The sequence below is a fragment of the Mycolicibacterium sp. TUM20985 genome, from assembly GCF_030295745.1.
In the GTDB taxonomy this organism is placed as follows: domain Bacteria; phylum Actinomycetota; class Actinomycetes; order Mycobacteriales; family Mycobacteriaceae; genus Mycobacterium.
Genome location: NZ_AP027291.1, coordinates 4,955,208 through 4,967,862 on the forward strand (window position 1 = coordinate 4,955,208; position 12,655 = coordinate 4,967,862).

Sequence of the window (12,655 nt, forward strand, 5' to 3'; positions counted from 1 at the left end):
GAACGGGTAAGTGTCGCCGAGAAGAAGAAAAGAGGGCAGCGCTCCGCGGGGTGCGTTGCTCCGCGGGCGGTTGCCAAGAAGTGACAACCGGTAGGGCGGCCACCCGGTCGCCGTACCCGAAACCGTTCACCGCACCGAGTGCGGGACTTCCCGAAGAGATGGATGTGAGATGACGTTCGTTCAAAGAATCCGGCGCAGTTGGGGACGGCGGCTCGCCGTCGCCGCAATCGCCGCCGCCGCACTACCCGGCCTGATCGGGGTCACGGGCGTATCGGCGACCGCCGGGGCGTATTCGCCTGCGGGGCTGCCGGTCGAGGACCTGCAGGTGCCCTCCGCCGCGATGGGCCGCAACGTGCTGGTGCGCTTCCAGCCCGGCGGTTCGCACGCGGTGTACCTGCTCGACGGGCTCCGTGCCCGCGACGACAACAGCGGCTGGGACATCGAGACCAATGCCTTTGAGAAGTTCAACGGCTCCGGTGTCTCGGTCGTCATGCCCGTTGGCGGCATGTCGAGCTTCTACACCAACTGGCAGAGCCCTGCCGTCGGCAACGGTCAGACCCAGAACTACCAGTGGGAGACGTTCCTGACCTCGGAGCTCCCCGCCTACCTCGCGGCGAACAAGGGCATCTCGTCGAGCGGAAACGCCGTCGTCGGCCTGTCGATGTCGGGCAGCGCCGCGCTGATCCTGGCCGCCTACCACCCGGGCCAATTCTCCTACGCTGGCTCCATGTCGGGCTTCCTGAACCTCTCGCAGGGGGTCTGGCCCACGCTCGTCGGATTCGCGATGCGCGACTCCGGCGGCTTCGACGCGGGCGCCATGTGGGGTCCCGGCGGCGGTCCGGCCTGGCAGCGCAACGACCCGACGCTCCAGGCGAGCCGGTTGGCCTCCAACGGCACCCGGATCTTCGTATACACCGGTAACGGCACCCCCAATGAACTGGGCGGCGCCGACCTACCTGCCACGCTGCTCGAGAGTTTGACCCGGGATAGCAACGTCGCCTTCCAGAACGCCTACACCGGCGCAGGCGGAAACAACGCGACGTTCAACTTCCCGCCCAATGGCACCCACGCCTGGGGCTACTGGGGCGCCCAGCTAGATGCGATGAAGTCGGGCATCGTCCAGACGATCGCCTAGGCGTCAGCGCGTAATCGCACCATCCGCGTCGTGGAGCTCTCATCGAGCTCCACGACGTCGGTGCGTGAGCGCAAGAAGTCGCTGAACGACCGGAAGCCCAGCGACTTCTCGCTGAACGAGGGATCCATCCGCTTCATCTGCGCCTTCACCGCCGAGTTGTGCAGCCACTCGACGTCGTCCTTCTCCAGCCCGATGCGCAGGGCACGTTGCAGGAGTCCGGTCGCGGCGGTTTGCGGATCGGGCGTCTCCGGCTCCTCCTCCTCGACCACCTGCGGCCGGGTGGCCCGCCGCCGCGGGGCGCGTTTCTTCGGCTCCGGCTCCGGTTCGTCCTTCTCGGGGGCGGCGATCTCCGGCGGCTCGAAGACCGGCACGCCGGGTAGCGCGTCGTAGATGACGAAGTCGTCGCACGCCGCTGCCAGGGAACGGCTCGACGAGCCCGCCACCCCGATGCCCACGACGTAGCGTCCGAGCCGCTTGCACCGCTGCGCGAGCGCGATGTAGTCGGAGTCGCCCGCGACGATGACGACGTGCGTCAGGTCGGGGAGACGGAACATGTCCTCGACCGCGTCCACGGCCAATCGGATGTCGGCACCGTTCTTGCCGTAGGCCGCCGCGGGGAACAGCTGCACGAGGTCGACGGCGCGACTGACCAACTGGCCGCGGTAACCGGCGTTGACGTCGGCCGACCAGTCGGCGTAGGCCCTGGTCAGCACTAGTGTCCCGAAGGACGAGGCGAAGTCGATGATCGCTCCGACGTCGACGGTGGCGCGGTGCAGCCGGTCGACCTCCAGGCCCTTGGTCTTGTCGCGCTGAAACGAGTTGCGGCCGTTCACCTGGTCGTACCGTGAGATCACGATGTTGTCGAAATCCAAGTAGACCGCGACGCGGGGGTCCTCACGTTCCGTCATGAGACAAGTGTGTAGCGCGGCCACCCCGCGTGTCCCGGCGGGTCCGGGGAAGGCGATTTCAGCAATTCTTCTGCCACGGCTCGGCAAAGAACGCGCACCGGCACTTCCGAGATAACCTCGTCTGCGCCGTCGCGTCGCCGTCGAAACGACGACGTGGCGGAGGTAGGGTCGATGTGCCGGCATGGTGAAGAAGACGCCGGGCGGCACGGCCGCGACCGCCACTATCGATAGCCGACAGGTTGGTTCATGAATTCCTCGAGCGAGACGCAAAGCCCGTCACCTGCACAGTCCCAGTGGCTGTCCAAGTCCGCGTCGCAGACGCGTGGATCGGACAAGAAGGAAGTCCAGTTCCACTACGACATCTCGAATGACTTCTTCAAGCTCTGGCAGGATCCGAACCAGGTGTACAGCTGCGCCTATTTCGAGCGTGACGACATGACGCTCGAAGAAGCCCAGATGGCGAAGATCGATTTGTCGCTCGGCAAGCTCGGCCTGGAGCCGGGGATGACTCTGCTCGACATCGGCTGCGGCTGGGGCGCGACGATCATGCGGGCGGTCGAGAAGTACGACGTCAATGTCATCGGCCTGACGCTCTCGGAGAACCAGAAGCAGCACATCGAGCAGCACTGGATCGCCAACTCGACCAGCGATCGCACGATGGAAGTTCGCCTGCAGCCGTGGGAGGACTTCAGCGGTCAGGTCGATCGGATCGTGTCCATCGGCGCCTTCGAGCACTTCGGCTTCAACAAGTACGACGACTACTTCAAGAACACCTTCGACTGGCTGCCCGACGACGGCGTGCAGATGCTGCACACGATCACCATCCCCGAGGATGAGGAGATCAAGGCCAAGAAGCTGCCGCTGACCATGTCACGGGTGCGCTTCATCAAGTTCATCATGGACGAGATCTACCCCGGCGGTCGTCTGCCGCTGGCGTCGATGGTCACCAATCACGCGGTCAAGGCCGGTTGGACCATCACCCGCGAACAGCACCTGCAGCCGCACTACGTCAAGACGTTGGACACCTGGGCGGCGAACCTCGAGGCCAAGAAGGACGAGGCCATCGAGATCACCAACGAGGTCATCTACGAGCGGTTCCTCAAGTACCTGACCGGCTGTGCCGATCTGTTCCGCGAGGGCTACACCGACGTCGTTCAATTCACCTGCGAGAAAGTGTAATTCGAGACATGGTTGAGACGAAGGCCGAACGAATGAAGACGTCGACGACCATGGAACCGCACTTCGAAGAGGTCCAGGCGCACTACGACTTGTCCGACGAGTTCTTCGGCCTGTTCCAGGATCCGTCGCGGACCTACAGCTGCGCGTACTTCGAGCGTGACGACATGACGCTCGAAGAAGCTCAGATGGCCAAGCTCGATCTGGCGCTCGGCAAGCTGAACCTCGAGCCTGGCATGACGCTGCTCGACATCGGCTGCGGCTGGGGTTCGGTGATGCAGCGTGCGATCGAGAAGTTCGACGTCAACGTCGTCGGCCTGACGTTGAGCAAGAACCAGCGCGCATTCGGACAGAAGTTGCTGGACGGTCTCGACACCACGCGGTCGAGCCGGGTGCTGCTCCGCGGGTGGGAGCAGTTCGACGAATCCGTCGATCGCATCATTAGCCTCGAGGCGATCGAGGCGTTCCCGCCGGAGCGCTATGCGCCGTTCTTCCAGAGCTGCAGCGACATGCTGCCCGCCGATGGCCGAATGGTGTTGCAGGCCATCCTTGGTCACCCCCTGAAGCGCTGGCCGGAGATGGGCATCCCGATCGTGATGACCGACCTGCGGTTCATGCGGTTCATCGCCAAGGAGATCTTCCCGGGCGGCTCGATCCCATGCGACGAGGACATCATCAACCTGTCTGAGGCGGCTGGCTTCAAGGTCTCGGACAAGCAGTTGCTGGACGAGCACTACGTGCGGACGCTGGATCTGTGGGCGACGGCGTTGGAGCAGCATCACGACGAGGCGGTCGCCGCGACGTCCGAAGAGGTCTACGAGCGATACATGAAGTACCTGGTGGGTTGCAGCGACTTCTTCCAGCGCGGCATCAGCGAGCTGGGGCAGTTCACGCTCGTCAAGGGGTAGTGCGCCGTCACTCTCCGTCGACGACGCGGTAGCGCAGGTGCGCCACCCCCGGCGCGTCGAGGACGCGTGCCAACTCGAGGCGCGGACTGCCCGCCTCGAAGCCGTCGAACAAGCGCTCCCCCGCTCCCAGGATGACGGGACTCACCTGCAGGTCGATCTCGTCGACGAGCCCTGCGCGGATTGCCTGCCTGGCGCAGGAGGCGCCGCCCGCGATGCTGATGGGTCGGTCGCCCGCCACCTCGACCGCCTGCGAGTAGGCGGACTCGATGCCGTCGGTGACGAAGTGGAATGTCGTCCCCTCGAGGGCGATCGGGTCGTGGGCGTAGTGGGTCAGCACGAACACCGGGCAGTGGTACGGCGGTTCCTCGCCCCACCAGCCGGCCCAGTCCGAGTCGCCCCAGTCACCGCGCACCGGACCGAACATGTTGCGCCCCATGATGGTTGCACCCATCCCGCTGAGCATCTCCGAGACCACCTGACGATTTACGGGATGCTCCGCCTCGGGGCCGAGGTGCCATCGGTGCAGTAGCTGACCGCCGATGCCGAGCGGATGCTCCTCGCTCTGGTCCGGACCGGCGACGTAGCCGTCGGCCGAAATCGACATCGAGAGGTTGGTCCGCGGCATTGGTCGTCCGTTCTGAGGGTCTGGGTGGTGTCGGGGCAGACTCGGGTGGTCGGTGAAACTCATCGGCCGGGGCGCGTTGCCAGGTGAGTCGCGGGGGTATTCCGTCACCCTAGGGTGTCCTGGAGACCATGGGACGGGAGCGAGGAATGGCAGCGGTGACCACACCGACGGGACCGATCTCGACGTGGGCACCGCTGCGGTCGCCGGTCTACCGGGCACTGTGGATCGCCCAGCTGGTCTCCAATCTGGGCACCTGGATGCAGACCGTCGGCGCGCAGTGGATGCTCGTCGGGGATCCGCGCGCGGCGGTTCTGGTCCCGCTGGTGCAGACCGCGACGACGCTGCCGGTGGTGCTGCTGGCGTTGCCGTCGGGTGTTCTCGCCGATCTGGTCGACCGGCGCCGGCTACTCATCGCGACGCAGGGGGCCATGGCGGCGGGTGTCGGCCTGCTCGCGACGCTGACCGGGTTTGGCTTGACCACCCCGGCGGTGCTGCTGATGCTGTTGTTCGTCATCGGCTGCGGGCAGGCGCTCACGGCGCCGGCATGGCAGGCGATCCAGCCCGATCTCGTTCCCTCCGAACAGATTCCGGCTGCGGCGGCGTTGGGCAGCATGAGCTTGAACGGTGCCAGGGCGATCGGCCCGGCGATCGCCGGTGTGCTGGTCTCGCTGTCCGGCCCGACGCTGGTCTTCGCGCTCAACGCGGTGTCGTTCATCGGGATCGTGTTCGTCCTCGTCTGGTGGCGTCGGCCTCCTGTGGTCAGCGGTTACCCACCCGAGCGGGCTCTGGCGGCGCTCGGCGCGGGCGGACGCTTCATCCGCAGCTCACCGATCGTGCGGCGGATCCTGCTGCGGGCGGCGCTGTTCATTGGTCCGGCGAGCGCGCTGTGGGGACTGCTGCCGGTGATCGCGGCGAACCAACTCGGGTTGTCCTCCTCGGGCTACGGGCTACTCCTCGGCGCGCTCGGTGCGGGCGCGGTGCTCGGCGCATTCCTGCTGTCGCGATTGCGGGCGCGGTTCGGCCAGAACGTCCTGCTGACGGTCGGCGCGGCGGGGTTCGCGGTGGCCACCGTGGTGCTGGCGCTGGTGCCCGTCTTCGCTGCGGTGATGGCCGCCTTGATCGTCGGCGGCGCGTCGTGGCTGCTGTCGCTGTCGACGCTCAACGCCTCCATGCAATTGAGCCTGCCGGCGTGGGTGCGCGCCCGCGGGCTGTCGGTGTATCAGCTGATCTTCATGGGCGGGCAAGCATTTGGGTCGGTGCTGTGGGGCGTGCTCGCCGCGGCGACGACCAGTGCCACCAGCCTGCTGGTCAGCGCGGGCCTGTTGGTGGTGTGCGGACTGTCGTCGATGTGGTGGCCGCTGCACGCGAACACGAGCCAGCTCGACCTGACGCTGTCCTCGCACTGGCCCGAGCCGACGCTGATCTTCGAGCCCGAACCGTTGGACGGCCCGGTGCTGGTGCTGACCTCCTACCGCGTCGCATCGTCGGACGAAGAACCCTTCCTGGCGGCGATGGCGGTACTGGGCCGGTCCCGGCAGCGCACCGGCGCCTCGCAGTGGCGGCTGTTCCGCAGCGTCGAACACGAGTCGACGTTCGTTGAGACGTTCATCGTGCGGTCCTGGGGCGAGCACATGTTGCAGCACTACACCCGGCTCACCGGTCAGGACCGACTGATCGAGGAGGCCGTCGAGCGCTACACCGACGGCGTTGCGGTCTCCGAACACTATCTGGCGGTCCGGGATTCGCGGTGAACATCGCGATCGAGCCCCCACCTCCCCGCGAGCAGACGCAAAGGGCCCTGACACCCGCCGGTTCAGGGCCCTTTGCGTCTGCTCGTGACGGCCTCGTCAATTCCCGAACCTCGCGATCCGTCGGTGCCTATGCTCCGCGACATGCCCGACTACGTGCCGTCCCTGCCACCGACGATTGACGGCATCCCGTCGGCGGACGGTCCGCTGCCCACGGACGCAGACCTCGTGGGCCGGCCCTACGCGCTGCCCATCGACATCCTCGCCGAGCGGCACGGCCCAATCTTCTATGCGAGTTGGAGCGGTGCCCGAAAGCTGTACGCGTTCTCCGTGGAACTCGTCGAGGAGCTGTGCGACGAGGGCAGGTTCGCCAAGAACCTCACGGCGTCCCTGGAACGGGTCCGTCCGTTGGCCGGAGACGGGCTGTTCACCGCCTTTCACGGCGAACCCAACTGGCAGAAGGCGCACGACGTCCTGCTACCCGGATTCAGCTACGCGGGGCTGCGCAACTACCACGACGCGATGCTCGACATCAACCGCCAGTTGGTCTCGCGGTGGGACGCCCGTGTTGGCGTCGGCCCGGTGGACGTCTCCGATGATCTGCAGAAACTGGCCATGGACACCGTCGGGCTGGCGGGCTTCGGGGCACGGTTCGAGTCATACGCCTACGACGGTCTGGCCCCGATCCCGCAGAGCTTCACCAACGCGCTGACCGAGGTCTTCGCACACGGCGAGACACCGGAGTTCGAGGCCGAGTTGTCGACCCTGCACGCCTACTTCGGCGAGCTGATCGCCGGGCACACCGCCGGTGGCACCGGGGATCTGCTCTACGTCATGCTCGGCGCAGAGGGGGCTCAGGCTCTCGGCGAGGACAACATCCGCAACCAGATCATGACCTTCCTGATCGCCGGACAGCTGACGACGTCGGAGCTCATGCCGAACACCGTCTACAACCTGCTGCACCATCCCGGGGTTCTGGCCCGAGTGCGGGCCGAGGTGGACGCCGTGTTCGGACCTGACGACGACCACCTGCCGACCTACGACGACATCGGCAAACTCAGCTACCTGCGTCAGGTGATCAGCGAGACGCTGCGACTGTCCCCGCCCGTGCTGAGCTTCGATCGGATGGCGTTGGCGGACACGGTGATCGGTGGGAAGTATCCGGTCAAGCAAGGTGAGGCCGTCACGGTGTTGACCGGAGCACTACACCGTCAGCCGCAGTGGGGCGACAATCCCGAGCTGTTCGATCCGTCTCGATTCGATCCCGTTGTCGCAGAGGACCGGTCCACCGCATCGTTCAAGCCGTTCGGCACCGGCGAGCGCTCGTGCATCGGACGTCAGTTCGCGCTGCACGAGGCGGCGATGCTGGTCGCCAGGGTCGTGCACCGTTACCGGCTCGTCGACTCCCAGCACTACGTATTGCAGTGGGAGGGCCTCAGCCGTCGGCCGGTCGGGTTCCACGTCGATCTCCTGCGGCGTACCTCTACCGAGCGAGTGGTGATGTCTGCGGCGACGACGGCCGCTGCGCCAACGGTTTCGGCGGCGACCCCGGTGAAGGCGGGGATGACGTTGACCGTCTTGCACGGGTCGAATCTCGGCACCTGCCGGGCGCTGGCCAAGCAGCTCGCCGAGGAGGCCACCGACATCGGTTGCGTTGCAACGGTCGCGCCCCTGGACTCCGCTGCCGGGAACTGGCCCAACGCCGATGCGGTCGTGATCGTCGCGTCGTCGTACAACGGCCAGCCCACCGACGACGCGCGCGAGTTCGTGACGTGGTTGTTCGGTGATGATGCTGCGCTGCAGAATAATCCGCTGTTTGCCGTCCTCGGCGTCGGCGACCACAACTGGGCCGACACGTATCAGGCCATTCCGATCCGCATCGACGAACGGCTGACCGGACTCGGCGGACGGGCGCTGCTGCCCCGCGCGGCAGCGGACACCTCGGGGGATCTCAACGGGACGCTCGAGGAGTTCACCGGCGCGCTCTGGTCGGCATTGGCGGAGCACTACGGCGATCCCGACGCGGCATCGCTGACGACCAACGACGAACCGCTCTACGACCTGCGTCTGATCCAGGGGCCGGTGACCGCGGCGATCGACGCGAGGTTCGCGGTGCAGCCGATGACCGTCACACTGAACGACGTACTGGTGAGCGCCGCGGGCCAGGCCAAACACTATGTCCGCGTAGCGCTTCCCGACACCGTCGAATACGCCACGGGTGACCACCTGACGGTGCTGGCCGACAATCCGCCCGAGGTGGTCGACACGGTGCTCGACCTGTTGAACATCGATCCGGAACTTCGGCTGTCGATCAACCCGAGGCGCACCTCGAGACGGCTCATCGCGCTGGACCGGGAGGTGAGCGTGCGCGAACTGCTCACCCACTTCGTCGAACTACGAAAGCCCGCGACCCGCAGCCAGCTGCGTCGCCTCGCAGCGGCCAACCCGTGTGAACCGGAGCGCCGACGGCTCGAGGAGCTCGCCGAGTCGCCCGACCCGTGCACGCTGAGCCCGTTGGAGTGCCTGCATCAGTTCCCGGCGTGCGCACTGACGGGCGCCGATCTCCTCGAACTGCTCGAACCCATGACGCCGCGACACTATTCGATCGCGTCGTCGTCGCGGTTGTCGGCGCACGAGGTGGCACTGATCGTCAGCGTCCTCGACACGCCGGCGCGCTCCGGCCTCGGGCTGTTCAAGGGGGTCGCGTCCAATCATCTGGCGGGGGTCGCCCCCGGAGCGTTGATCCGCGCCAGGATCGATCCCGCCCGGCAGGCGTTCCGGGCCGGCGCGGACCCGCAGCGCAACGTGATCCTGGTGAGCGCGGGTACCGGCGTCGCCCCGTTCTGCGGCTTCCTCGGCGACCGGTTGGCGGCGAAGCGGGCCGGCGAACCGTTCTCGTCGGCGCTGTGCTTCTTCGGCGTGCGAGATCCGGAGGTGGACTACATCTTCCGCGACGAGTTCGAGGAGGGTGAACGACAGGGCATCGTGCGGATGCGGCCCGCGTTCTCCCGAGCCCCGCAGAACGGCGTGCGCTACGTCCAGGACCGGATCGCCGCCGACGCCGACGACGTCTGGGACCTGCTCGGCGACCCCACGAAGAACACCCACGTCTTCGTCTGCGGGGACGGAGGTCGGATGGCGCCCGCGGTCCGTGCGGCGTTCCGGGACATCTACCGGGCGCGCACGGGAACGGATGACGCCGCTGCGAAGGACTGGCTCGAGGCGTTGGTCGAATCGGATCGCTACGTCGAGGACGTGTGGGCGGGCTGACCGTCGGGGCTACACGGCGCCGAACACTAGCGCGACGTTGTACCCACCGAATCCAAAGCAGTCGGTGAGCGCGTAGCGGTACTCGCCGCGGCGGGGCCGGTCGGTCACCACGTCGAGGTCGATGGCGGGGTCACACGTCTCGAGGTTCAACGTCGGCGGCACCACCTGGTCGCGGAGCGCCTGCACGGTCAGGACCGCGTCGATGGCTCCCGTCGCACCCCAGGAGTGTCCGAGTGCCCCCAACGGCGCGTAGACCACGGGCCTGTGACCGTCGAGGACCTGGTGCAACGCCTTGGCCTCGGCCAGGTCGCCGGGTCCGGTTCCGGTGGCATGCGCGCTGACGAGGTCGACGTCGTCGGGCGCAATGCCTGCGAGATCGATCGCTCGGGCGATCGCACGCGCAGCGGAGTCGCCGCTCGGGTCCGGTGCGATGGGGTCGTAGCCGTCCGAGGTGATGGCGGCACCCAACAGCCGGCCGAGGATCGTCGCTCCGCGAGCCACGGCGTGCTCCTCGGTCTCGAGGAGCATCATCGCGCCGCCCTCGCTGAATACCGTGCCGTTGCGATCGACGTCGAAGGGGCGGCAGGCCGCGGCGGGGTGGTCGTTGTTCCTCGAGAGCAGTCCCATTTGGTTGAACGACGCGATGGGCACCGCGGCGATCCAGGTATCGATGCCGCCGCAGATGGCGAAGTCGGCGTCCCCGAAGACGATGGCGCGCCATGCCTCGGCGATGGCACCCGCACCGGAGGCGTCTGCCATGAGCGGGGTGACGACGCCCGCCTTCGCCTTGCGCTCCAGACCGACGGCGGCGGCCGGCGAGTTGGGCATGTACATCTGGATGGCCAGCGGCGACACGGCACGCATGCCCTTCTCCTTGAAGGTCTCGTACTGGACGACGGTCTCCTCGGAGGTGCCGAGCGCCAGCCCGATGGAAATCATTAATCGGGAAGTGTCGACGTCGTCGAGTCCGGACTGGTCCCACAACCGGCGGCTCAGGATGAGCGCCATCTTTTGCAGATACGACAGTCGCCGCAGTTCGATGCGGTTGAAATGGTGGTCGAAGTCCTCGTGCAGCGGCCCACCGATGCGGACCGGAAGGTCGAACTCGGCGACGAAGGGCTTGTCGAGGGGGCGGATGCCGCTTTGGCCGTCGAGCAGCCGGCGCCAGGTCTCCTCGGCGTCGGTGGAGATCGACGTGGTCGACGTGATCGCGGTGACCACGACGTTCGGGTGGTCTGCTTCCGTTCGCTCCGTGGACATACCCCTCGCTTCGGCGGTCGGCCCGACCTGGCTGCCCGATTTTACGTCGGCGGCGACGGCACGACGAGCAGGCCTAGCATCGAAGAATGGACCATCGCAGCCTCGGCCGAACCGGAATCCAAGTCAGCCCGCTATGTCTGGGCGCCATGATGTTCGGTGCCTGGGGTGAACCCGACCACGACACCTCCATCGACGTCATCCACGCGGCGCTGGACGCCGGTATCAACTTCATCGACACCGCCGACGTGTACTCCCAAGGAGAGTCGGAGGTCATCGTCGGCAAGGCCTTGGCCAAGGGCAAACGGGACGACGTGGTGCTGGCTACCAAGTTCCACGTGCAGATGGGCGTTCCGGTCAACGCGCCGATGGGCACGGCGGGTGACCCCAATCAGCGGGGCAACTCGCGACGCTGGATCATCCGCGCGGTCGAGGACAGCCTGCGCCGGCTGGACACCGACTGGATCGATCTCTACCAGGTGCACCGGCCCGACGCCGACACCGACGTCGAGGAGACGCTGGCGGCGCTGACCGACCTGCAGAGCCAAGGCAAGATCCGCGCCTTCGGCTCGTCGACCTTCCCCGCACACCAGATGGTGCAGGCCCAATGGGTCAGCGAGCGAAGAGGTTTGGGCCGCTTCGTCACCGAGCAGCCGCCCTACTCACTGCTCGCGCGAGGTATCGAGGCCGATGTGCTGCCCGTGGCGCAGGAGTACGGGATGGGCGTGCTGCCGTGGAGCCCACTGGCCGGCGGCTGGCTCACCGGCGGGTACCGCAAGGGCCGGGACCTGCCAGAGTCCAAGCGCCGCAGCCGAATGCCCGCGCGTTTCGACCTGGACACCCCGGACAACCAGCGCAAGCTCGACGCGGCGGACGCACTGGGCCGGTTGGCCGACGAGTCCGGACTGACGCTGGTCCACCTGGCGCTGGCGTTCGTCATGCAGCATCCCGCGGTCACCGCGCCTATCATCGGGCCACGCACCATGGAGCACCTGCAGTCACAGCTCGGGGCCGCCGACGTCACGCTGCCGGTCGACGTGCTGGACGCGATCGACGAGATCGTTCCGCCGGGGTTGACGATCTCGAGTGCGGATGCGGGCTATCAGCCGCCGGCACTGACCGACCCGTTCCTGCGGCGGCGCCGGACGGCGTAGTTCAGTTGGCGGCGAGCTCGAAGACCGGGATGACGCGGTCGGTGCGCTTCTCGTATTCGCCGAAGCCGGGCGCGCGTTCGACGATGCGCTCATAGATGTTGTGCCGCTCGGCTTTCGGCAATTCGCGGGCGAGCATCTGCTGAGGCGGTTCGGGTCCGATCTCGACGGTGACGGTGGGGTCGGCACGCAGGTTGAACACCCAGGCGGGGCTGGCGGGGCGGCCGGCTGCTGAGCCGACGACGTAGACCTTGCCGTCGATGTCGAAGTATCCGATCAGGTTCTCGCGCGGTTCCCCGCTCTTGGCGCCCGTCGAGGTCATGATCAGCAGTGGGAAGCCCTCGAATTGCCCACCCACCTTCCCGTCGTTGCTGCGGAACTCCGCAATGTTGTGCCTGTTGAACTCGCGCTCGGATTGCATCTCGTCGTCGGCCATGGTTTCCATGGTGGCACGGGTGGGACGGCGGGAGGGCCGAT

Annotated in this window: 10 protein-coding genes; 6 read left to right on the forward strand and 4 right to left on the reverse strand. The window is 66.9% G+C overall.

Annotated elements, in window-relative coordinates; all coding sequences use genetic code 11:
- Nucleotides 1-169 precede the first annotated feature (169 nt).
- The gene (locus QUE68_RS24255) at nucleotides 170-1,135 is read left to right on the forward strand and encodes an esterase family protein (protein ID WP_286274570.1); all 966 of its coding nucleotides are present in this window, start codon (nucleotides 170-172) and stop codon (nucleotides 1,133-1,135) included.
- On the opposite strand, the gene QUE68_RS24260 is transcribed toward QUE68_RS24255, so the two are convergent.
- A complete protein-coding gene (locus QUE68_RS24260) occupies nucleotides 1,132-2,043 on the reverse strand; it encodes an NYN domain-containing protein (protein WP_284228861.1) in 912 nt (303 codons plus the stop codon). The genes QUE68_RS24255 and QUE68_RS24260 overlap by 4 nt on opposite strands.
- Before the next feature lie 246 nt (nucleotides 2,044-2,289).
- Between QUE68_RS24260 and QUE68_RS24265 the strand changes: the two genes are divergently transcribed.
- Together QUE68_RS24265 and QUE68_RS24270 are read left to right on the forward strand one after the other, a co-directional pair.
- Entirely contained in the window at nucleotides 2,290-3,222 is a 933-nt protein-coding gene (locus QUE68_RS24265) for a cyclopropane mycolic acid synthase family methyltransferase (RefSeq protein WP_284235050.1), read from the forward strand.
- An 8-nt stretch (nucleotides 3,223-3,230) separates the two neighbouring features.
- On the forward strand, nucleotides 3,231-4,127 hold the full coding sequence (locus tag QUE68_RS24270; RefSeq protein WP_286274571.1) for a cyclopropane mycolic acid synthase family methyltransferase: 897 nt from the start codon (nucleotides 3,231-3,233) through the stop codon (nucleotides 4,125-4,127).
- Nucleotides 4,128-4,134: 7 nt separating this feature from the next.
- On the opposite strand, the gene QUE68_RS24275 is transcribed toward QUE68_RS24270, so the two are convergent.
- Entirely contained in the window at nucleotides 4,135-4,752 is a 618-nt protein-coding gene (locus QUE68_RS24275) for a dihydrofolate reductase family protein (protein ID WP_286274573.1), read from the reverse strand.
- Between the two features lie 146 nt (nucleotides 4,753-4,898).
- On the opposite strand from QUE68_RS24275, the gene QUE68_RS24280 reads away from it, so the two are divergent.
- The gene (locus QUE68_RS24280) at nucleotides 4,899-6,503 is read left to right on the forward strand and encodes an MFS transporter (protein WP_284235047.1); all 1,605 of its coding nucleotides are present in this window, start codon (nucleotides 4,899-4,901) and stop codon (nucleotides 6,501-6,503) included.
- Between the two features lie 141 nt (nucleotides 6,504-6,644).
- Complete coding sequence (locus QUE68_RS24285; protein WP_284235046.1) at nucleotides 6,645-9,770, forward strand: bifunctional cytochrome P450/NADPH--P450 reductase; 3,126 nt, start codon at nucleotides 6,645-6,647, stop codon at nucleotides 9,768-9,770.
- Nucleotides 9,771-9,779: 9 nt separating this feature from the next.
- Here the strand turns inward: QUE68_RS24285 and QUE68_RS24290 are convergent, their stop codons facing one another.
- Nucleotides 9,780-11,030, reverse strand: a complete 1,251-nt coding sequence (locus tag QUE68_RS24290) for a KasA/KasB family beta-ketoacyl-ACP synthase (protein WP_284235045.1) — start codon at nucleotides 11,028-11,030, stop codon at nucleotides 9,780-9,782.
- Between the two features lie 86 nt (nucleotides 11,031-11,116).
- Here QUE68_RS24290 and QUE68_RS24295 point away from each other — a divergent pair, with 86 nt between their 5' ends.
- Nucleotides 11,117-12,181, forward strand: a complete 1,065-nt coding sequence (locus tag QUE68_RS24295) for an aldo/keto reductase (RefSeq protein WP_284235044.1) — start codon at nucleotides 11,117-11,119, stop codon at nucleotides 12,179-12,181.
- A 1-nt stretch (nucleotide 12,182) separates the two neighbouring features.
- Here the strand turns inward: QUE68_RS24295 and QUE68_RS24300 are convergent, their stop codons facing one another.
- The gene (locus tag QUE68_RS24300) at nucleotides 12,183-12,614 is read right to left on the reverse strand and encodes a nitroreductase family deazaflavin-dependent oxidoreductase (RefSeq protein WP_284235043.1); all 432 of its coding nucleotides are present in this window, start codon (nucleotides 12,612-12,614) and stop codon (nucleotides 12,183-12,185) included.
- Between the last annotated feature and the right edge of the window lie 41 nt (nucleotides 12,615-12,655).